Source organism: Parasphingorhabdus sp. (assembly GCF_048269865.1).
GTDB lineage: Bacteria > Pseudomonadota > Alphaproteobacteria > Sphingomonadales > Sphingomonadaceae > Parasphingorhabdus.
On record NZ_JBLWUA010000010.1, the window covers coordinates 73,868 to 94,910 of the forward strand.

General features: G+C 53.4%; 17 protein-coding genes. 9 read left to right on the plus strand and 8 right to left on the minus strand.

From position 1 onward, the window contains the following. Window positions 1-5 precede the first annotated feature (5 nt). From bchO to ACN0WW_RS13970, 7 genes are all read right to left on the minus strand, one after another. The gene (bchO, locus tag ACN0WW_RS13940; protein WP_417613472.1) at window positions 6-902 is read right to left on the minus strand and encodes an alpha/beta fold hydrolase BchO; all 897 of its coding nucleotides are present in this window, start codon (window positions 900-902) and stop codon (window positions 6-8) included. After that, window positions 899-2,623, minus strand: coding sequence for a magnesium chelatase subunit D (locus tag ACN0WW_RS13945; RefSeq protein WP_417613473.1), 1,725 nt, complete (start codon window positions 2,621-2,623; stop codon window positions 899-901). The genes bchO and ACN0WW_RS13945 overlap by 4 nt, the downstream gene beginning before the upstream one ends. Beyond that, window positions 2,620-3,621: a magnesium chelatase ATPase subunit I gene (gene bchI, locus ACN0WW_RS13950; RefSeq protein ID WP_417613474.1), complete on the minus strand. Its 1,002-nt coding sequence runs from the start codon at window positions 3,619-3,621 to the stop codon at window positions 2,620-2,622. Before bchI ends, ACN0WW_RS13945 begins: the two co-directional genes overlap by 4 nt. A gap of 560 nt (window positions 3,622-4,181) precedes the next feature. Next, the gene (locus tag ACN0WW_RS13955) at window positions 4,182-4,682 is read right to left on the minus strand and encodes a PAS domain-containing protein (RefSeq protein WP_417613475.1); all 501 of its coding nucleotides are present in this window, start codon (window positions 4,680-4,682) and stop codon (window positions 4,182-4,184) included. A 478-nt stretch (window positions 4,683-5,160) separates the two neighbouring features. After that, window positions 5,161-6,096: a PilZ domain-containing protein gene (locus tag ACN0WW_RS13960; RefSeq protein ID WP_417613476.1), complete on the minus strand. Its 936-nt coding sequence runs from the start codon at window positions 6,094-6,096 to the stop codon at window positions 5,161-5,163. Beyond that, complete coding sequence (locus ACN0WW_RS13965) at window positions 6,097-6,258, minus strand: hypothetical protein (RefSeq protein WP_417613477.1); 162 nt, start codon at window positions 6,256-6,258, stop codon at window positions 6,097-6,099. Between the two features lie 874 nt (window positions 6,259-7,132). Continuing rightward, window positions 7,133-8,533 carry a Mur ligase family protein gene (locus ACN0WW_RS13970; RefSeq protein ID WP_417613478.1) on the minus strand — a complete coding sequence of 467 codons (1,401 nt, stop codon included), beginning with the start codon at window positions 8,531-8,533 and terminating at the stop codon, window positions 7,133-7,135. Window positions 8,534-8,567: 34 nt separating this feature from the next. On the opposite strand from ACN0WW_RS13970, the gene ACN0WW_RS13975 reads away from it, so the two are divergent. The 6 genes from ACN0WW_RS13975 to wecC all read left to right on the plus strand — a co-directional run bounded on the left by ACN0WW_RS13975 (window position 8,568) and on the right by wecC (window position 15,815). Continuing rightward, window positions 8,568-9,425, plus strand: a complete 858-nt coding sequence (locus ACN0WW_RS13975) for an LD-carboxypeptidase (protein WP_417613579.1) — start codon at window positions 8,568-8,570, stop codon at window positions 9,423-9,425. 347 nt (window positions 9,426-9,772) lie between these two features. Further along, on the plus strand, window positions 9,773-11,080 hold the full coding sequence (locus ACN0WW_RS13980) for a UDP-glucose dehydrogenase family protein (RefSeq protein ID WP_417613479.1): 1,308 nt from the start codon (window positions 9,773-9,775) through the stop codon (window positions 11,078-11,080). 15 nt (window positions 11,081-11,095) lie between these two features. Then, window positions 11,096-11,902: a class I mannose-6-phosphate isomerase gene (locus ACN0WW_RS13985; protein ID WP_417613480.1), complete on the plus strand. Its 807-nt coding sequence runs from the start codon at window positions 11,096-11,098 to the stop codon at window positions 11,900-11,902. A gap of 4 nt (window positions 11,903-11,906) precedes the next feature. Next, a complete protein-coding gene (locus tag ACN0WW_RS13990) occupies window positions 11,907-12,977 on the plus strand; it encodes a mannose-1-phosphate guanylyltransferase/mannose-6-phosphate isomerase (protein WP_417613481.1) in 1,071 nt (356 codons plus the stop codon). 289 nt (window positions 12,978-13,266) lie between these two features. After that, window positions 13,267-14,412, plus strand: coding sequence for a non-hydrolyzing UDP-N-acetylglucosamine 2-epimerase (gene wecB, locus ACN0WW_RS13995; RefSeq protein ID WP_417613482.1), 1,146 nt, complete (start codon window positions 13,267-13,269; stop codon window positions 14,410-14,412). Between the two features lie 104 nt (window positions 14,413-14,516). Beyond that, window positions 14,517-15,815: a UDP-N-acetyl-D-mannosamine dehydrogenase gene (wecC, locus tag ACN0WW_RS14000; protein WP_417613483.1), complete on the plus strand. Its 1,299-nt coding sequence runs from the start codon at window positions 14,517-14,519 to the stop codon at window positions 15,813-15,815. 81 nt (window positions 15,816-15,896) lie between these two features. Here the strand turns inward: wecC and ACN0WW_RS14005 are convergent, their stop codons facing one another. Further along, the gene (locus ACN0WW_RS14005; RefSeq protein WP_417613484.1) at window positions 15,897-17,189 is read right to left on the minus strand and encodes an O-antigen ligase family protein; all 1,293 of its coding nucleotides are present in this window, start codon (window positions 17,187-17,189) and stop codon (window positions 15,897-15,899) included. 239 nt (window positions 17,190-17,428) lie between these two features. On the opposite strand from ACN0WW_RS14005, the gene ACN0WW_RS14010 reads away from it, so the two are divergent. The 3 genes from ACN0WW_RS14010 (at window position 17,429) to ACN0WW_RS14020 (ending at window position 21,042) form a co-directional block, all read left to right on the plus strand. Further along, complete coding sequence (locus ACN0WW_RS14010; RefSeq protein ID WP_417613485.1) at window positions 17,429-18,307, plus strand: HpcH/HpaI aldolase/citrate lyase family protein; 879 nt, start codon at window positions 17,429-17,431, stop codon at window positions 18,305-18,307. A gap of 98 nt (window positions 18,308-18,405) precedes the next feature. Continuing rightward, the gene (locus tag ACN0WW_RS14015; RefSeq protein WP_417613486.1) at window positions 18,406-19,860 is read left to right on the plus strand and encodes a coniferyl aldehyde dehydrogenase; all 1,455 of its coding nucleotides are present in this window, start codon (window positions 18,406-18,408) and stop codon (window positions 19,858-19,860) included. A gap of 12 nt (window positions 19,861-19,872) precedes the next feature. Further along, window positions 19,873-21,042, plus strand: a complete 1,170-nt coding sequence (locus ACN0WW_RS14020) for a CaiB/BaiF CoA transferase family protein (RefSeq protein ID WP_417613487.1) — start codon at window positions 19,873-19,875, stop codon at window positions 21,040-21,042. The last annotated feature ends 1 nt before the right edge of the window (window position 21,043 follow it).

A 21,043-nucleotide genomic window follows, 5' to 3' on the forward strand; every position in this document is an offset into this window, starting at 1 on the left:
CGACCTTATCCCTTCACGTGCTGCTTCGCAAATTGCAGGATGATCCTGGCCAGTTGTTCCGGATCTTCCTCATGCGCCAGATGGCCAAGATTGGCGACGTCCTTGACGGTGCAGTGCGCAATTAGCTCCGCCGGCCTTTCCACTGCGGATCGCGGAATTGCACTGTCTTTCTCGCCGTGGACCAACAATACGGGTGTCTCGATATCCGGCAAACGTTTTTGCAGCCCTTCCAGCCGCCAGTTGGCCATCATCCGGATCGCGCCATCGCAATGCCCGGATCGACTGAACAGCCGACCATAGTAGAGCGCCCCCGCAGCATCAATGCGCGATCCGGTAGACCGGCGCAGGAACTTCTCCGTTTCGCCGGGATAGCGGGCCCAGCGAGCGAAGATTCGGGAGACAAAAGGGTTTGTAAACAACATCTTGGCAAGCTGTGGGAACAGTTTCGCAGCCAGCCCCGGAAAGGGCATCAGCGCCGGGTTCAATCCAACAAGTGGGATTTTCCAACATTTGTCCAACATCAACTGAATGCCGATTGCCGCTCCCGCCGAATGGCCCACAATAAGCGCGGGAGATGCTTCCAATTCTTCCACCAGCACACCGATCGAGGCCGCCATTTTCGGCAACGAAACCTGCCGCGCCGTGGTCGGCCGGGTAAAACCATGACCGGGCAGATCCATCGCGATCACATCATAATCCTTGGCCAGCAGCGGCATGATATCCCGCCAGCTATGGGTTGCCGCACCGGTACCGTGCAACAGCAGGCAGACCGGCGCGCCCGGCTTCTTGGGTCCCATCCGCTGCACATGCCATTTGTAGTGATCCGCTTCGACAAACTGGCTGGCCTGATGGTTGGGCCAGTCCTGTCCCTCGATCGCCCACTCCGGATAGCGCCGGGTCATGCCGCCGTCTCCTTGCCAACGCTCTCGATCGCCGCAACCATCGCCGCGCTCTGGGCTCTCGGCAGTGGCAGATATCTGCCGCGCAATGCCGCTGCCAGCTCAGCCGCCTCCGGGCGCGGGCGCGGTGAAATATCGATAACGATGCTGTTCAGCCCCAATGCGGCAATGCCTTTGGCAACCTCTTCCATCTCGGCTTTCGCTCCTTGCCGATTGGCCGTTCCATCCAGCATCACATTGCCCTTGCCGTCCGTCAGCATGGCAATGGTCGGCGTCTGCCCGCGTTTCCGCGCGGCTTCAGCCAATTGTCTTGCCGCGACAAGTCCCGCTGCCAGCGGCGTACCGCCACCGCCCGGCAAGGCATTGAGCGCCCGTCTTGCGCGGGTTAGCGAACGGGTTGACGGCAACAGCACCTCCGCTCCCTCCTTTCGGAACGCGACCAGCGCCACCTGAGAGCGCTTGACATAGGCTTCCGCCAGCATCAGCTCCACCGCACCCTTGGCCTCTGCCAGCCGCGACAAGGCCGAGGATCCCGATGCATCGACGGCGAAGATAGTGAGACTTTCCTGCCGATCCTCATAATGATGGACCCGCAGGTCCGCTTTTCGAATATGGATTTTTCCGGGATCGGTATTGCCGCTCTCCCGGCGCCGGATAGTCTGCCACGGCGCGGCGGTGCGCAGCGTATCGATCAGGGCCAGTCTTTTGCCATTTCCGGGAACACCGGGTCGCGTGCCTTTCGGACGCCCTCTCTTCGTCGACTGCTGCTTGCTGCCGGCACGCCCGCCCTGCCCCTTGCCGGAAGGCCGGACCTTCCCCTCGATCTGGTCAAGAATATGCGGCGGGATGGAAGCAGCGGCTGCATCAAGCAGCAAATCCTCCAGCCTGACATCCTCGATATTCTGCTGATCCTCGCTTTCCTCTGATTCTTGATCGGGCGGATTCGGCTCCTGTTCCTGGGGCTGAGATGACTCTTCCTGCTGCGGAAATTGGCTTGCGCGCGGCCCCAGCACCAACCGCACCGCAATTTGCAGATCTTCATCATCAATCCGGTCACGGCCAGCCATAGCGGCATGCAGCGTTGCGCATCGCTCGGCAAACAATAGTGGCCGTACCGAATGAATACCAAAAGCCGCTGCCGTTGCCGCTAAAGACGCGCGCCTTTTCTTGGTCATCGAACGCACGTTGGTCGCGGCAGACGCCCCCAGAAAATTTTGCGTCGCCACGGCCGCCAGGTCCCGCGCACCAGTAAGGTCGCAGTGAAATGCAATGCGCTCCATCAGAACAGCAGGCGGTGCCTCGTCGCTCTCCATCCCGTCATCGAGCAGGATGATCGCAAGTTCACCTATATCCATCGCCTGCGCGATATGAGCAGCAATATTCTCGTCGATCCGTTCTGCCATCGGAACCAAGAGAAACCCCTTTTGCGCGGTCTCCAGTAAACCGGGGCGCCAAACCGATCTGCCGCCCTGCAAGGTGGCCGCAAGATCAATCCCGCCGAGCAGGCGTTCGGCATCGACATTATTCGGAACTTTGAGAACCGGCCCCAGCGGTTCGAGTGCGCTGATCAGTTTTTCAACCAGCGCATCGCGAACGGGACCAAAACCACGCAAACATATCCCGGACAAACCAAAGGGATTTTGCGCGAAGAACCGTGCCGCTAGCAGGCAATCGGCCAGAGAAGATTCGGTTGGCGCCGTTTCCTGTTCAGCGCCCGTGTTCAACCGAACGACTCCTCCAGCGCCCGCTCGATCCGCACCGTCGACCCGGTTTCATCCAGCACATCCCGGCGCAACCGATGGCGCAGCGAAAGCGGTGCCATGGCTTTCAAATGATCCAGCGTCACCGCAGCATCGCCTTGCAGAGCAGCATAGGCTCTCGCACCCCGCATCAAGGTCAATTCGCCACGGAGGCCGTCCGCCCCGACCGCCTTGCACAAGGCCGCCGTGTCGCGCAAAATCTTTGCCGGTGTTTTGACTTTCGGCAGAGCCTTTTTCGCACGATCAATCTGACGCAGAACCTTGGCGTCCTCGCTCTTCCACTTGGCGGCAAATTTTTCCGCGTCCCGTTCCTGCGCATCGCAGCGCCGCATGATCTCGACCCGCTGGTCGATATCATCCGGCGTCTTCACCTCAACCGACAGACCAAAGCGGTCCAGCAATTGCGGGCGCAGTTCGCCCTCTTCCGGATTGCCGCTGCCAATCAATACAAAGCGCGCTGGATGGCGGATGCTCAGCCCGTCGCGCTCGACCAGATTTTCACCCGATGCTGCGACATCGAGCAGCAGGTCGACGACATGATCTTCCAGCAAGTTGATCTCGTCGATATAGAGAAAGCCGCGATGCGCCTTGGCCAGCAGACCCGGCTCGAAATGCTTTTCACCATGCGCCAGCGCCTTTTCCAGATCGAGCGTGCCGACAACCCGATCCTCTGTTGAACCGAGCGGAAGATCGACAAACGGCACAGCCATTTTGCGCACCCGTTTGCTGGTGCAGGGGTCGGGACAATTATCGCGTTTTTCGGGATCGCAATGAAAGCGACAACCCTCGACCACCCTGATTTGCGGCAAGGTCGCGGCGAGTGCCCGCGCAGCTGTAGACTTGCCGGTCCCGCGATCGCCGAAGATCATCACCCCACCAATCCGGGCATCGACAGCCGCGACCAGCAACGCCAGCTTCATCTCTTCCTGACCGACGATCGCGCTAAAGGGAAAACCACTCATTGCAATACCTTATCACAAGCCTTGCAGGCTGCAAGAAGAGTTGGCGACGAAGCGCAGAGCCGTAGCGGGCGATAGTTGAGTAAAAGAAACTCTCAATGACTCCCGCCTTCATCTCAAAGCCCCAGCAGCAGCGATGTCCGGCCGGGACAGCCGATACCGCCGTATTTTCGCGCAGTTTTGCGCGCATCCCCTTGATACAAGTCAGGGAGTTAGTGAACCAGTTCTCGATCAAATACGCTGACCGGATCCCAATCGCGGATTATCCGCTGCATAGCGCTGCGGTTCGACAAGACAGGAATCATGATCTTCATCCTTCTGAGATGTCCGACCATTTGGCACCGGAACCCGCAAGCTATTTTGGAAATATCCCGTGCCATTAATGCGCGCGAACGGAATGTTCGATGAAGTACGGGACATATGCCGCGCCGCTTCCGTTTCAGTCAGGAGCGCCTCGATCTATCCATGGGAAACGAAGCCCGGCCGATCTGGAAATCAATGATCACGGCAATATTTTCCCCGCCAATCACGAACCGTTTAGCGGATGGACAGAAAACTCGCGATCACCCAAATCGTCGTTCTTCGGGGGTGCTCAAATCGACAAAGCAACCAAAAATACCCAAGACATCGCCATTCCCGTTGAACTGGCAAGTACCCCTCGACAAGACGGGCAGTTCATTGCCATTTTCAGTCAATATCCTTGCGCGAAATTCGAAATCCATCCCCTCGTCGAGCGCGCGAGAAACGGCATCCTGAACCATCGGACGATCTTCTGGATGATAATATTGGATGGCATTCTCCAGCACCGGCTGCCCTCGAGAATGGCAACGTTCGTGCATGTCGAACACATAATCTGACCATTCCACAAGATTGGTTTTTGCATCTACATGCCACGATCCAAAGCGGCCAACGTCCTCTGAAAGTTCCAGCGTCAGTTGACAACGGTCAAGCTCTCTTCTGGCTGCCTGCAAGTCGGACCGCACTGCCTGCAGTCGCAAAATCAAATATAATGTCACAACCAACAGGACAAATGCCAATATATAAGAAAGATAGCTCGATACCATGCTCGCCGTTACTTCCCTAGTTTTCTATGGAAACTTTCTGCCTGTAACATGACTATATCATATTTGGTGTAGCCAACAAAACAGGATGGTGCATTTTTTACTCATTCTAGCCGGGAAATCTTTGGCAAGTCCAAGCCCTGCGGTGTAAAATGAACTGGTTCGGAACTCTACCCGCCGGGCAACGTCTCCCGGCCAACCTTGGTCTATCCCGGATATCGGGATGGTTTCAGAAAGTTGGCTTGGGAATTCGAGGCGTTCAAGGCTAGCGGACTTGTCCCGTTTCCGTGATCCAGTGACTGGGAAGCGGAGATAACCGTTCCATAATGCGCTATATTTGTCTGGATTTAGGGCAGGAAAAGCCGAGCGACAGACGATCCTGAGAAGCGTTACAAAACGGCCGGCGGATGATTCCGATCATGGCCAATCAACCTTCTGCATCGCGCCGAGCTCCTGCCGCGATACAAAGGAGCTGCGCTGCTCAGTCTCCCTGCTGTTCTTTAGCTGCGGCGCGTTCTTCGTCAAAGGCGCGGAGTACAATCGTTCCTATGGAGAGCTCGACATTCTCCGCATTTCTTATGCTCACCCTGTAGAAAAACTTCGACGTCGCTTTGAACTGCGTCAATGCCTCGGTCGCCGAATGCAACGTGTCGATCAATATCTCTTTCCCAAGATCATCATGCCCGATGACTTGATAAGGAAGGCAATCTATCGCCGGATCGACCTTGCGAGCCATTTCGGATCCGTCGTTCAGAACCGCCAGCTCACCTGTGTCTACTTTGCCTGCACGGTAGAAAGTCGACAACCATACCATCAGATCATCAAGCGGAAGCCTCTCCGAGAATGCGATCCCAACGCGTTGGCCAGACTGCCACCGAACGACACCCTTAATTTCCAACAGCTCCGGCACCGAAAGCCTTAGGCTTTTACCGTCCTCGAAGGTGAAGTCTGTCGATATGCAGATACCGGAAGGAGATATATCGCAGATATTGGCATGGATGAGCCGAGAACCATGATACACATTTATCGGATGCTTCATCTCGATACGCGGTAAGCGCGACACCCGGCCTTGCTTGGCACTATTTGGCTTCGCCAAAACCTTGGCAATATCAATCGGGCTGCAGAACTCAATGCCAGCCAGCGCATCTTTACGCCAGCGAACCATGCCGGTGAGTTCCTGGTCTTCAGTCAAAAGCGCCGACACCTTGTCACCGAGTTCAAAGTTCGGATGTATTTCCACCATCATTCCGGTTGTCGAAAGATTCTTGATAAATCCCCAACCTTCGCCAGATTCTGCTTTGATCTTCGCAAGTCTGAGCATCGCGATATGGCGGTTTTGCTTTCTCCGATCGTGACCAGCCGTGACATTGTCCGATTCCGCAGCGGAGGGATTGTCAGATTCAATCATATCTTTCATCTACTTGACCTCCATTTGATAAGAGAAAGAAAATCGTTCTGCTTCATCGTTGGTAGCAACTTGATATCGCCTCGCTGTCTCAATTCCCTCAATGTCGGGAGCAAACAGCCAACAGCCCAAATCCGCTCCACCATCCAAAATCAGGGCCTCATATTTTTGCATGATACATCCCCGAAGATTTCTACAAAACCGAATTCTAATAAAACGTTAAGAATAGTTTGTTTCCAGGCTGGCCCACCTGTATTATCTTGGAAATCTCTCATACGCTTTTCAACGTGATCAATCGGCAAGCGTGGAACCCACCGGCGATTCGGTTTGAGGCGCTGCCAACTCGATATTCAAAAAGAGGAAAATGGTGGCATACAAATTCAGTCGAAACCGATCTGAGAGACTTCTCACCCGACGATTTTACCATATCTGACTGCATCACTCATCTCACAACTAACATACAAGCGGGGTCGCTTCAGCCTTGCTCCTCCGTTGAAACCAATAAGAAAACTATTGGCTGCAACAGCAATTGTCGGTGCGCTATCGACCAGAATATCGCACCGATCCAGCACGCCGGTGGCTTTCAATAGATCGCCACAGCCCAGAGCCGAATTACCCCGCTTGCTTCATATGTATGACGCCAGAAAGATACAAAAGGCAGTTAGACACGGCGATTGTTACAGTGTGTTACGGTAGCATCCTCATAACAAACTGTATTTAAATACTTTTTATGAAGGGCGTCGCAATGCGGACACGCGGGATTAACGGTTCATAAATCGTAGTTAATAAAATATGCGCATTTTTTTAACACGCCGAAGGCAATAGCGACGACAGGAACCACCCCCTGTCGCTGCCACGGTCGACGAAACCGTGATCTCATTATGCTATAATGCCGACTGCTTCTGGCAAAACAATAAACGAGCATCGCGCATCACCGGATCGCTAGATTTGCTTTGGTACAATATCGGACCAACGATAATCTAAACAATCGCAGGCAAACTACCAAAGCCCGCACAAACCCGACCACCGGCTACGCTCCCGTTCGATTTCAACGCCTGCAAGCGATTGCGGCCAGAACCGACTCAGCAAATTTGTGCAACGTATCATCGCGCGCACCCATGATGATGATACGATCACCAGACTGGGCCAACTCGACCATCCTGTCACCACAGGCGCTTCTCTCCGCAATATACTCAGCATTGCAGCCGGCAGATGTTATCGCCGCCACGATGGTGTCGCTGCCGGTTGATCGATCGACTGTTCCCCCGAAATAGACTGGATCACATAATATCAGAAGGTCTTCTTGGCAGAGATTTTCCTGAAAAACGGCTGCAAGTTCCGCCCCCATCTTTTTAATGGGCCCGAAACCGTGCGGCTGAAAAAAGGCGATGACCCGACCAGGAAATGCCTTCAAAGTTCGCAGTGTCGCTGCGATCTTATCCGGATTGTGGCCGAAATCATCGATTACGGTGACATTTTTTGCGGTTCCCACAATGTCAAACCGCCGGGCCAGACCGACAAAGGATTCGATCGCCGATATCGCTTTCACAATCGGCACGTCGAGCGCACAGCAGGCCGCAATCGCAGCCAGAGCATTGGCAATATTATGCCTCCCTGGCACTTGCAGCGAAATCGGATAGTCGCGGTCCTGCATTCGCAGCGTAAAACGGCTGCCCAGAGCCTTCTCTTCAACCTCCAGAGCGCGGAAATCCGCACCGTCAAGAAAACCAAAGCTGCTTGTTTGGGGCAACTTCAGCGACCCAACGAGAGCGCGCGTCTCCCTGTCATCACGATTCCAGACCACATGCTTCGATTTCGCGACAAAGTCGCCAAACAGTTTTCTTAGTTCCTCCAGACTCTTGTGATCCAGACTGACATTGTTGAGCACCGCTATTTGAGGATTGAACAGCGCAATCGAACCATCGCTCTCGTCAACTTCGCTGACCATTATTTCGCTGTTTCCGACCCGCGAGCTTGCAAATGGAGTGTCCGCATCAACAAAATTCTTCATGACCGCACCGTTCATGATCGTCGGATCACATCCTGCTTCAGTGAGGATCCATCCGATCATTCCGGTCACAGTTGATTTTCCGCTGGTTCCTCCGACGGCAATACTGTCGCGAACGGCATTGAAATGTTCTGCCAGGAGTTCAGCCCTGGTCATCCGCTTGCACCCCAATGAGGCCGCTCGCGCCACGTCGGGCACGGTGTCTTCAATAGCCGCCGAAGCGATTAATATCTGGTTGCTATCGACCAGGCCGCTGCCATCCTGCTGAAAAAGCTGGATACCCCGATCCTGTAACCACCGAAATTTTTCGGCCAAACGTCCCTGATCCAAAGCCCGGTCAGACCCAGAAACACGCGCACCTGCCGCTTTTACGATCATCGCAAGGGGCAACATTCCGGAACCGCCAATGCCGCAGAAATAATAGGATTTGTCTTTGCTCATTTTTTCGCGCTATTGCTTCTCAATCTGTTTGGCAATGGCGCAAGGGACAAAATCCATCTCCTCACCCGTCCGCATCGGTATATGTGCGCCATCGACGCCATTTGCACAAGAAGCCGCGGATCGTGTTTCCGCGCTTGCAGCCCGAACCCATCCCCTAGCCGAATTGCTTTTTGACGATCAGTGCTTCTTTGTTTCCGGCCATTTTGCAGGCACCGACGAACAACGGACCGATAGTTTTGTAGCGTTGGCCAACGATCCGAATATCGACGCCATTTGGTTTGCCCGCGGCGGATATGGAGCCGCACGCATTGCGGATGTGGCCGTCGGACGGCTGAACGAAGCAGCCAGAGCAAAAACATATGTGGGATATAGCGACGCAGGAAACCTGTTAGGCACACTATATCGTGCAGGGCTCGGCAAGGTCGTTCATGGTCCCATGCCTTCCGACATCGCGCGGCCAAACGGCGAGCTGGCAGTCTCTAGAGCGCTCGATTGGATGGTCGACGGGCAACAGAGCGTTCTGGAACCAGGAATGGCGGCCGGAGAAAAATACGCCGCGTTCAATCTCATGACGCTCGCCATGATGACCGGTACCAAACTGATGCCGGACTTGCGAGATCATATTCTCATTGTCGAAGAGATATCGGAATATCTCTACGCCTTTGATCGCGCGATGTTTCATCTGTGCAGCAATCTCGCCACGCACGGACTCAAGGGTATAAAATTGGGTGCAGTGGGCGATGTTCCAGAGAATGACCGGCCGTTTGGCGAAAGTCCGGAAGAAATCACCCAGCGCTGGTGTAAAATCAATTCAATCGCTTATCTGGGCAGAGCTGCAATCGGGCATGACGTCGACAACAGAATAGTACCGTTTGGAAGATTGGGACCTTGATCACTGATTCTATGGCGGGCTATTGGCCTTGCTGATTGTTTTCTGTCACCAAGTGGTTTTAGGCTACCGACTGGAACGCGTTGTCCGATCCCCGGAAGCAGGCGTGTAACCGCCAAGTGAATATCAACAACCATCTGAAAATAAATGATAAACCTACCCCTATCGAGAAACCTGGATGGGTTTGCTTCGATTTCCCATACTGATGAGCAATAGTCGAACCGTACAGACAATTGAATGTAAAGAATAGATCGTCTAGGTCGATCAGGTCCAAACTTGACCTTAGCCAATCAACCCGCCAAAAGCGCCGATGGCTCGCTTTTGGAAACATCTTTTTTAGAGGTAATTTAATGAAAATAGCAATGATTGGCTCCGGTTATGTGGGCTTGGTTTCTGGCGCGTGTTTCGCTGATTTTGGTCATAATGTGGTTTGCATCGATAAAGACGCCACTAAAATATCAAACCTCGACAACAATATCATGCCAATTTACGAACCGGGGCTGGCTGATTTGGTCAAACGGAACGTTGATGCAAGGCGCTTGGCTTTTTCTACGAATCTCCCTGAGTCTGTAAGGGATTGCGACGCGATCTTCATCGCTGTCGGCACTCCATCGCGAAGGGGCGATGGCCACGCTGATCTGAGCTATGTGTACGCGGCAACTGAAGAAATTGCCAATTCAATTTCTAAACCAACAGTGGTCGTCACAAAGTCGACCGTTCCCGTTGGTACAGGCGACGAAGTAGAAATAATACTCGGGAAACATCAACCTCGCGAACTCTTCTCAGTGGTTTCCAATCCTGAGTTTTTGCGTGAAGGCGCAGCAATCTCGGATTTCAAACGCCCCGACCGTATCGTTATCGGGACAGAGGACGAATGGGCGAAGAATGTGATGAGTGAAATTTATCGCCCGCTTTTCCTCAATCAATCGCCGATATTGTTTACTGGTCGGCGTACTGCAGAATTGACAAAATACGCGGCCAACGCTTTTCTTGCGACAAAAATTACTTTTATCAACGAGATAGCTGATCTTTGTGAAAAGGTTGGCGCGGACGTTCAGGAAGTATCCAGAGGGATTGGACTTGATAACCGTATCGGTTCAAAATTTCTCCACGCCGGTCCGGGGTATGGTGGCAGCTGTTTTCCAAAGGACACCCTGGCTTTAATGAAGACAGCACAAGATAACGACAGCCCGGTTCGCATCGTCGAAGCAGTTGTGCAAATTAACGATCAGCGTAAAAGAGCCATGGGGCGCAAGGTCATCCACGCTCTTGATGGAGACGCGCGGGGCAAACGAGTTGCTTTGCTCGGACTGACGTTCAAACCCAACACCGACGACATGAGAGATGCGCCTTCGATCGCCATCGCACAAACGTTAATCGACGCCGGAGCGGAAGTTACAGCCTATGATCCCGAAGGAATGGAAATCGCAAAAGAGCTTATGCCTTCGGTGCAGATGGCGGATAGCAGCTATAGCGCTGCCGACGATACAGATGCAATCGTCATCGTTACAGAATGGGATGCATTTCGCGCGCTAGATTTGGCAAAACTCGCAGAAGTCATGAAAGGCAATGTGCTGGTGGACTTGAGAAACATCTACAATCCAACGGAGGTTACGCAGGCCGGCTTAATGTATACGAGCATCGGCAGGAACCGGTGACGGCACCATAAGAACATGAAACTAAATAGAAAGTTTGTAGCAAAACCTTGGGGTCAGCCTTTATTACCCGACATTTTTGGTGATCGAACAGAAGATAAAACGGGCGAGGTATGGTTTGAAGCCCCTAAGGGGATATCGCTGCAATTGATGGTGAAATATCTGTTTACGAGTGAGCGACTCTCGGTCCAGGTTCATCCCAATGACCGTCAGGCGCGAAGACTTGGCTTCCCTCATGGTAAAGAAGAATGCTGGCTCATTTTGGACGCGGAGCCGGACGCCGTCGTAGGCCTCGGATTGAAAAAAACCGTTAGCGCTACCAAACTGAAAGCCGCCGCGATGGTGGGAGAAATAGAACAGCTTATCGACTGGAAACCGGTCAAGGCAGGTGACTTTATTTACGTACCACCGGGGACAATCCATGCCATTGGAGCCGGAATCTCGCTGGTCGAAATCCAGCAGAATGTCGATATTACGTACCGTATCTACGATTATGGACGTCCTCGTGAGCTCCATCTGGACGATGCATTAGCTGTCGCGAAACTGAAACCCTATGAAATGAAATACTGGACTGAAGTTCCTGCGGACCAGTCGGTTAGCCTGTCCACTTCCCGTCCGTTTGGACTGTTTCAGATCGTCGGTACCAATGACGAGATCCTGTCACAACAGAGCGGAAGCAAGGAATGGCAAGTCGTTCCGCTGGAAGGCGAAGTTGAAGTCCGTGGCGAAATAGTAAAGGCTGGTCAGTGCGGTATTTGTCCACGGCTGTCAGATATTGATCTCACCAAAAACGGCAAATCACTCATTGCTTGTGCGATGGCATGAAAGGTTGACCATAACGCAAACTAACCAGATCACACCCGTCATCCTTTCAGGGGGCTCCGGAACGCGATTGTGGCCGCTTTCGACGCCCGAAAAGCCCAAACAATTCCTGAACCTGATGGGACCGCTCAGCATGTTCCAACTGACACTGCAACGCTGCTCGGACAAAACTATATATAGAAATCCGGTCATTGTGGGCTCTGCAAATCATGTACAAATGATGCAGGATCAGATGGATGAAGTCGGCGCGACACCGCACACCGTGCTTTTGGAGCCCTGCGCTCGCAATACTGCTCCTGCTATTGCGCTTGCTGCGCTTGCCGCTACGAACCCTACTGATCTCTTATTGGTGATGCCAAGCGACCATATCATCAAAAATATTCCGGAATTTCAAAAAGCGGTGCTGGAATCGACTTCCGTGGCGCAGTCTGGCTGGTTGGTGACATTTGGGATCCAGCCGACCGAACCGGCAACCGGTTACGGGTATATCCAACAGGGCGAACCACTTGCTTCAAGCCCCAGAAGTCTTTCGGCCAAGCGATTTGTTGAAAAGCCGAACCAGGAAAATGCCGAAAAAATGCTCGCGGATGGTGGGTATAGCTGGAATGCTGGAATCTTTTTGTTCCGAGCCGACACCTATTTGTCTGCGATGGCGGAATTTGCCCCCGAAATGCTCGAGGCGTGTCACTCAGCAATGAACAGCCAGCGAACAGAACAAGAGCTTTGTTTTCCGGACTCCCAAGCTTTTGCCTCGGCACCTTCTGACTCGATCGATTATGCGATAATGGAAAAGGCCAAAAAAGTCGCTGTGACACCCGTCAACCCTGGATGGTCCGATGTTGGAAGCTGGGATTCTCTTTACGAAATATCCGCCAAGGATGATCAGTCCAATGCCACATTCGGCAAAACCGCGACGATCGCTTCATCCAATAACTTGATCCATAGCCTGAAGCTTGAAGTCGCGGTACTGGGGGTAGAAAATCTTATCGTCGTCACCCATGACAACAAAGTCATGATCCTGCCGCGCGGACAATCGCAAGAAGTAATAAAATTGGCGCAGAGCCTTCAGGAAGATTAGCGGTTTCGCGCGCTCCACTGGCGGGCCTGCCGAGGCCAACACAGCCGCCAAAACCCTTGGCCAGTGGTACAGTAACGAACGACGACCCAAAAGCGAAAAACTAACTGCATGCCGGCACTCCCTTAAATGTGCCGGGTGTAGCGGATTCAGGCCCGTTGACAGTTCCAGCCATTTCTTGATGGGATACCCATCCAATGCATGGCGCTTCGGCTAAAATAACGGAACGACTGGCGAGCCTGCCAGCGATATGATTATCAAAATTTTAGCCAAAACTTATTAGGCAGGCCGAATGACGAAAGAAATGACAATAAGACCAAAAGTGCTGACTATCTTTGGCACGCGGCCGGAAGCCATCAAGCTTTTTCCCGTTGTTCAGGCTCTGTCCAAGAGCAACGCTGTCGACGCGCTGAGCTGCGTGACAGCTCAGCACAGGGAAATGCTCGACCAAGTCTTGCAAATCGCCGACATCCAGCCTGATTTTGACCTGGATCTGATGAAGGCCAACCAGAATCTTGATGATCTGACCGCCCGCCTTTTGTCCGGCATCGGCAAGACGCTGGATGAAACACAACCTCAGCGTGTGGTCGTACAGGGGGATACCGCTACGGCAATGTGCGGTGCTTTGGCAGCCTATTACCGCCAGATTCCGGTCAGCCATGTGGAAGCTGGCCTCCGTAGCTATAATATTTACCACCCTTGGCCGGAGGAAGTGAACCGCAAAATTATCGGCACAATCGCAGATCAGCATTTTGCACCAACACAAACGGCGGCGGATGCGCTTAAAAAGGAAAATATCCCGGCAGACCAAATCTATATCACCGGCAATACGGTGATCGACGCCCTGCTCATCACAGCAAATAAAACAAGTGCTGCGAGCAGCGTGGACAACAATCTGGCAAATCTCTACGAGAAGTTCAGCGGTCGCAAAATCATTGGGGTTACGAGCCACAGACGCGAAAATCTTGGTAATGGACTGACCAATATCGCAAGCGCCCTTCAGACCCTGGCATCTCGGGATGACGTTGCACTGATTTTTCCTGTGCACCTCAATCCCAAAGTTAGGGCCATCATGCAGGATGCGTTGGGCGATATGGACAATGTCGCAATGATTGAACCGCTGGACTATCCCAATTTCGTAAGCTTGCTCAATCATTGCCATTTCATGATGACGGACAGCGGTGGTGTTCAGGAAGAGGCGCCGGCGCTTGGCAAACCGGTGCTTGTTATGCGGGATACGACCGAACGCCCGGAAGGCGTGGCTGCCGGAACCGCAAAACTCGTCGGCACGGATAAAAGCGTAATGCTCGCGGAAGCCAACAGACTTTTGGACGATGAAAGTCATTATCTCGAGATGGCGCGGGCCCACAATCCCTTCGGCGATGGCAAAGCAAGTGATAGAATAGCCGATATTATCGAGAAAAGCCTGATCGCCTAAATTTTGCGTACAAACTATCGCATTACCAGAATGTTTACCTTGAGCGACTAGATCAACTGCAGAGAAACCGCGCTCAAACGGCGCACTGCGGAGTAGCTTCATCCATGTTGTCAGAAGAAAAACCAAGCGTTTGCGTTATCGGGCTCGGCTATATTGGCTTGCCTACGGCCGCCGTAATTGCGCGGTCGGGCTGCGAGGTTCTCGGCATCGACGTTAACGACAAGGTCGTTGATACCATCAATTCCGGCAATATTCATATCGAGGAAGTCGACTTGGATGGGCTGGTGCAAGGGGTTGTTTCCCGTGGCACCCTTCGCGCGTCGCTCATGATCGAACCTGCAGATGTTTTCGTGATTGCGGTCCCGACGCCATTCGGGGAAAACCACATTCCCGACACAAGCTATGTCATGGAAGCGGCTACGAATATTGCCGCTGCGCTGAAAGCGGGCGACACGATCATTCTCGAATCGACTTGTCCGGTCGGCACCACCGAGAAAATGCGGGATTTAATTGCCAAACTGCGTCCCGACCTGCGGGTACCAGGACGGGTTAATGAGATTCCGGATATCGCCATAGCTTATTGTCCAGAACGCGTGCTACCCGGCAGAATTCTTGAAGAACTGGTTCAGAATGACCGCAGCATTGGCGGCATTACCCCGCGTTGCGCGCGCAAGGCGCTCGGCTTTTACCGCCGCTTTGTTCGTGGAGAGCTCGTGACAACATCTGCGCGCGCTGCAGAAATGACAAAATTGGTCGAGAACAGTTATCGCGACGTCAATATCGCGTTCGCCAACGAGCTTTCCATTATCGCCGATCATATGGAGCTCGATGTCTGGGAAGTCATCCGCCTCGCCAACCGTCACCCGCGCGTCAATATCCTGCAGCCCGGCCCAGGAGTCGGTGGGCATTGCATCGCGGTTGACCCATGGTTCATCATTCACAGCGCACCTGAACAATCGCCCCTCATTCGCATCGCCCGCGAAGTGAATGACGGGAAAACCGGGCATGTGCTGGAACAGGCTTCGCTACTCATCGATGAATTGCCCGGCGTTTCAATCGCTTGTTTTGGTCTGGCTTTCAAAGCCAATATCGACGATTTCCGCGAAAGCCCTGCCCTCAAGATCGCGACGAAACTCGCACGTCGCTATGGCGGAAGAATAAAAATCGTTGAACCCTATGCCAGCGAACTGCCAGCGGTCTTCGACGGCACAGGCGCGGAACTGATCGACATCGATCAAGCTCTGGAAACCTGTCCTATCATGATCACCCTGACCGATCACGACATGTTCAAGTCAATCCCTCTCGATGAACGCGCGGGCAAGGTGGTTTATGACACGCGGGGGATCTGGCCAGATCAGCCTGACAACCGCCAAACAGTCAGCGAAATGAGACTGGCTAGCTAGATAAGTATAGCTCGCGCCTTTATATGATTTGCGGTTTTCCCGTTCCTACCTTTGGGTCTTAACGACATTATGGGCGCCAGACTATGCCTTTCGCTCGGGAACCCCGGTCGAGATCGGTAGAGCTAGGAAAATCATCGAGACTGCGATCGGATAGGCGTAGAAGAACAAGCCATCGATCAATGAAAAAACACACATCGTAGCGAAACCCATTGCGGACAAAAGCTTCACATAGGGTGGCGACTTTGCTTTGAAAAAAGCCATGTGGATTAGCAGCGCGATCATTGCCAAAAACGCCCCCCCACCAATTATTCCCCAGTCGAACAGAAACTGTAAAATGCTTTCATGGGGATGCTTGTAAATTCCACCAGCATTGGCGCTGATAAATTGAAATTGAAGACTGCCATGACCAAGCAATGGCCGCTGCCAGATCAGATCCACAGTCTCTATCCAAAAATTCAACCGTCCGCTCGAGAAAGCGGTCGGGTCCGTGCTCCCATTCCAGAACCGCTGGAGCGCACCAAAGGCACCATGCTGCGGCAGGGGTGCCAATAGCGATAAGGCAGCTCCTGCCGTTCCGGCGACACCCGCACGGCTAACAAACCGGACGGACCGCATTGCCGGAAAGCAAATCATGCAAATCATGACTGCAGTAAGAATTCCAAAGACCGGCCCCCTCGAACCCAACCACAGCATTAGTGCCGAATTGATGGTCAAGAGTATGAGATGTGTTTTCTCCAATTCTCCCGGTTTGGCGGCCAAATGCGCCAAGCTGATCGCTATGGCTGGCGCAAATATATAACCCGTGTGCCTTATGTGAGCAAAGGCCGGTAAAAAAGAAACCCAATCCACATCGCCATCAAGCCCCTTAACATTGGCAAAGAGGTAAATGGTGAATCCAGCAGCGGCTGAGGCGAGTGGTAGCATGAAGGCAAGCTTTTCTAGACGCAGCTGCTCCAAACCAGCCTGTCTGATCAAATATACAACAGCTGCAAACGTCATCGCATGCACAAGCCAAAATCCTGCGCCCAAAATCGCGACCGGCGGATTGGCATCCGCAAGAATGGTTGCACTGAAAAGGACCGACAACCACAGACCAAGAATGATTTTGGCAGATACTGACAGCTTCCTGCAAGATTGAACCAAATTTAGCCCCATGGCCAAAGCAACGATACATATGGCGATTTCCGCATAGAGCGCAGGTAGAAAAAACAAGCGGGCTACCGTTTGCCAATCCGAGAAGTTTCCGTTCCAGGACGTCAGGAAAATCACACTGATTAAGGGAGACAGAAAAATCGCTGCGATAGACAGAAACGCCGCTCTAGAGGATATTCCATATCCAATCGGCTTCGTGGGCAACGTGTTGCTATTGATCAAGTTTCGGAACTCCCACAAAATCTGCCAGTCCTAAGAATTAGAAGGTACGTGTATCCAGTTATAGTTAACAAAACCGTACCAGTTGCCTTGCACCTGCAGAACGTTGCGGCGAACGAGGGTCCTCGAAGAATGGCGAGTGGAGTAATCGTTTGCCGCGCGCGCGATCCACATTGCGGACAAATCCTCCGATGGCGGCAAACAGCTTGCCCCTCGTGCTTCTTTGAATATAGAACCATAGCATGTCAGAAACACATTCCCGACCACGCCGATCCTGTCTGTACATGCCGGCATCCAACACCCGCGCGCTGGAAAAGGCAAAAACGCTTGCTGCGGACACGATCATCTTTGACCTGGAAGATGCTGTGGCACCGGATGCGAAGGAAGAAGCGCGGGCAAATGCCTGCGCTGCCTTGCAATCCGGCGACTATGGCAACCGGGAGCTGGTCGTTCGCATCAATGCAATGGATACGCCCTGGTTTGCCGAGGATCTCAAACAGGCCTGCCTCGCTCAAGCAAGTGCCATATTGGTGCCCAAGATATTGAATGCGAACGACCTCATCCAGATCACCGATTTCATGGAGGATCTCGATGCCAGCCTCGGTACAAAGCTCTGGGCGATGATCGAAATGCCTGAGGCCATCCTGAAGCTCGGCGAGATTGCCGCGCTTGGTCGGCAACAAAGACTGACAACCTTCGTGATGGGCTTCAACGATCTCGCAAAAGAAATGCGAGCCGATCATGATCGCTCAATTTTCCGCTCGGTGATGACTCAAACCGTCATCGCAGCGCGCGCCTATGGTGTCAATGTGATCGACAGCGTGTACAATGACTTCAGCGATCCGGACGGCCTTGTAGAAGAATGCAAGGAAGCAAAAACGCTCGGATTTGATGGCAAGACCCTGATTCATCCCGTGCAAATCGAGACTGCCAATCAAGTTTTCGCGCCGAGCACCAGCGAAATCGAGACCGCGAAATCGATCATCAAAGCTTTTGAAGATCCGGTCAATGCCGGCAAGGGCGTGATCGTTGTTGATGGGAAAATGACTGAGCTTTTGCACCTGAAGCAGGCACGGCAGCTAGTTGCAAAGGCCGACGCGATCGCTGCAATGGCTGAATAGTGGTTCGCTCTCGACAAACCGCCAAAAAACCGGTTTAAGCGGTCAATTGAAATTGACATTTGACGGGGCCTGACCGCCCTGCACGTGGGAGAGCAACAATGGAAGCCTTGGAAGCAGCCGCTGGCGAAGTCAGCAAAGACCAGATCATGAAGCTTTTTCAGGCGCAGCGCGACGCCTTTCATGCAGAATTGCCGGTCAGCTACGATGATCGGATGGATCGGATCAACCGAACAGCACAATTGGTCATCGATCATAAGGACGCACTGTGCGAGGCCGTGTCCAACGACTTCGGGCACCGCAGCGCTGTGCAGACGGTGATGACCGATCTGATGTCAGTCGTTGGTCATGCCAAGGACCACAAGAAGAATCTTAAAAAGTGGATGCGGCGTGAAAAGCGCAAGATAGATTTTCCACTGAACCTGCTCGGCGCGAGTGGCCAGGTCGAATATCAACCAAAAGGCGTGGTTGGAGTCATCGCCCCATGGAATTTCCCGATCAATCTGGCGTTTGATCCCGCTATCGGGGCTTTTGGCGCCGGTAACAGAGTGATGATCAAGTTTTCTGAATTCTGCCCTGAAACCGGCGAACTGGTCAAAAAGCTGGTTGCTGAATATTTTGCGCCTGAGGAAATGACAGTGATCACCGGCGGTCCCGAGACCGGCAAATCCTTCTCGGAAATCCCCTGGGATCACCTGATCTTCACTGGCGCCGGCGGGATTGCCAAGCATGTCATGGCTGCGGCGGCCCAAAATCTAACTCCCGTCACATTGGAACTGGGTGGCAAGTCGCCAACGATCATCGGGCCGGATGCCGATGTCCAAAAAGCAACCCAGCGCATCGCCATGGGCAAGATGATGAATGCCGGCCAGATCTGCTTGGCACCCGATTATCTGCTGGTCCCGCAGGACAAGGAAGACGCTGTCGTTTCCGGCATCAGCTCAAATGTCGCAGAACAATATCCGACCCTGATCGCCAATGATGATTATGCGTCGGTGATCAACGCTCGGCACAAGGAACGGCTGCAGGGTTTGATCGACGATGCGTTGGCAAAAGGTGCAAAACAGACGATCGTCAATCCGGGCGATGACGACTTTTCCAATACCAACAGCAACAAGATGCCTCTGACGGTGTTGCAAGATGTCAATGACGATATGCGAGTGATGCAGGAAGAAATCTTCGGCCCAATTCTGCCAGTCAAGACATATCGGAATCTCGACGAGGTGGTCGACTATGTGAACGATCACGACCGCCCGCTCGGCCTATATTATTTCGGCGAGACCGAAAGCGACAAACGCAAGATACTCGACAAGACAATATCGGGCGGCGTGACAGTGAATGATGTGATTTTTCATATTGCGCAGCATGACCTTCCCTTTGGCGGAATTGGACCGTCCGGCATGGGTGCTTACACCGGACATGCCGGGTTCAAGGAGTTCAGCCACGCAAAGGCGGTATACCGGCAACCCAAGATCAACATTGCTAAAATTGCTGGTTTCCTGCCGCCCTATGGCAAGGTTACCGAGAAGACAATGAAGCAGCAAATGAAACTCTAGCGTCAGGTATATATGGCAGAATTTCCGTTAGCGGGGCTGAAGGTCCTTGATTTTTCGCGTGTCGTGGCCGGGCCCTACGCTACCCGCATGCTGTCCGACCTTGGCGCTGATGTCCTCAAGGTCGAACCGCCGGAAGGAGATGTCACGCGCAAGCTCGCCAAGCGGGAAAGCGGGGTCAGCGGCAATTATCTGCAGCTCAATATCGGTAAGCGGAACATCTGCGTCGACCTGAAAGCGGATGGTGCCCAAAAGCTGATCCACCGATTGGCGGCAGAAGCCGATATAGTCGTCGAGAATTTCCGTCCTGGTGTCATGGACAAATTTGGCGTCGGCTGGGCTGACCTGTCACAAGTAAATCCGCGGCTGGTGATGCTCTCGATATCGGGCTACGGGCAAAATGGTCCGGAGCGCGCTCGAGCCGCCTACGCGCCAGTGCTGCACGCAGAAAGCGGACTGATTGCCCGGCAAGCCGAAATGAGCGGCGGACAACCGACCGATATACAGTTTGCCATGGCGGACAGTTACAGCTCGCTGCACGGCGTCATCGCGATCTTGTCGGCGCTGCGAACGCTCGACCAGACCGGAAAGGGCCAGCATATCGACCTGGCGATGCTGAATGTTCTCCACTCGGCCGATGACTATGCACATTTCGCGCTCGACGATATCTGGCCGAAAGCGCCGGAAACGCTGGTCTGGGAAGCGCCGGAAAATCGCCAGATACTGATCACCGGCGACATGAAATGGTTGTGGATCATGTTTTCGACCAAAGACGGTCTGCAAGACCCGACGCCAGAGAGTGCCGACATACCGACAAAAGTCCGCTTGCGAAAAGAGGCGATGGAGCAGCACATCGTGGCCCATGAAAGTTTCGATGCGCTTACCGCGACGCTGGACCGGCTCAACCTCGCCTGGGGCGAGGTCCATCCGTTCGGCCCGGATATTTACGAACAGACCAGTGTCAAGGCACTGGGAACGATTGTCGATGTCACCGATGATGACGGCAATGCCCGACGGACCGTGCAATCCCCCTATCGCTTCTCTCAATCGAAAAGCGGCATCGACAGCAAAGCCAAAACCGCGAAGCGCGGCGAACATAATGTCGCCGCGCTCCAGGATTGGTTGAGCATGGGGGATAGCGAAATCAACGCTCTTGTTCAGAACAAGACGCTGATTTCAGACTAGC

What these genes read in the sequence shown, in the direction of transcription:
- bchO (WP_417613472.1), bottom strand. Translation starts at nt 902, where the DNA reads ATGACCCGGCGCTATCCGGAGTGGGCGATCGAGGGACAGGACTGGCCC.
- bchI (WP_417613474.1), bottom strand. Translation starts at nt 3,621, where the DNA reads ATGAGTGGTTTTCCCTTTAGCGCGATCGTCGGTCAGGAAGAGATGAAG.
- ACN0WW_RS13955 (WP_417613475.1), bottom strand. Translation starts at nt 4,682, where the DNA reads ATGGTATCGAGCTATCTTTCTTATATATTGGCATTTGTCCTGTTGGTT.
- ACN0WW_RS13960 (WP_417613476.1), bottom strand. Translation starts at nt 6,096, where the DNA reads ATGAAAGATATGATTGAATCTGACAATCCCTCCGCTGCGGAATCGGAC.
- ACN0WW_RS13965 (WP_417613477.1), bottom strand. Translation starts at nt 6,258, where the DNA reads ATGCAAAAATATGAGGCCCTGATTTTGGATGGTGGAGCGGATTTGGGC.
- ACN0WW_RS13970 (WP_417613478.1), bottom strand. Translation starts at nt 8,533, where the DNA reads ATGAGCAAAGACAAATCCTATTATTTCTGCGGCATTGGCGGTTCCGGA.
- ACN0WW_RS13975 (WP_417613579.1), top strand. Translation starts at nt 8,568, where the DNA reads ATGGCGCAAGGGACAAAATCCATCTCCTCACCCGTCCGCATCGGTATA.
- ACN0WW_RS13980 (WP_417613479.1), top strand. Translation starts at nt 9,773, where the DNA reads ATGAAAATAGCAATGATTGGCTCCGGTTATGTGGGCTTGGTTTCTGGC.
- ACN0WW_RS13985 (WP_417613480.1), top strand. Translation starts at nt 11,096, where the DNA reads ATGAAACTAAATAGAAAGTTTGTAGCAAAACCTTGGGGTCAGCCTTTA.
- wecB (WP_417613482.1), top strand. Translation starts at nt 13,267, where the DNA reads ATGACGAAAGAAATGACAATAAGACCAAAAGTGCTGACTATCTTTGGC.
- wecC (WP_417613483.1), top strand. Translation starts at nt 14,517, where the DNA reads ATGTTGTCAGAAGAAAAACCAAGCGTTTGCGTTATCGGGCTCGGCTAT.
- ACN0WW_RS14010 (WP_417613485.1), top strand. Translation starts at nt 17,429, where the DNA reads ATGTCAGAAACACATTCCCGACCACGCCGATCCTGTCTGTACATGCCG.
- ACN0WW_RS14015 (WP_417613486.1), top strand. Translation starts at nt 18,406, where the DNA reads ATGGAAGCCTTGGAAGCAGCCGCTGGCGAAGTCAGCAAAGACCAGATC.
- ACN0WW_RS14020 (WP_417613487.1), top strand. Translation starts at nt 19,873, where the DNA reads ATGGCAGAATTTCCGTTAGCGGGGCTGAAGGTCCTTGATTTTTCGCGT.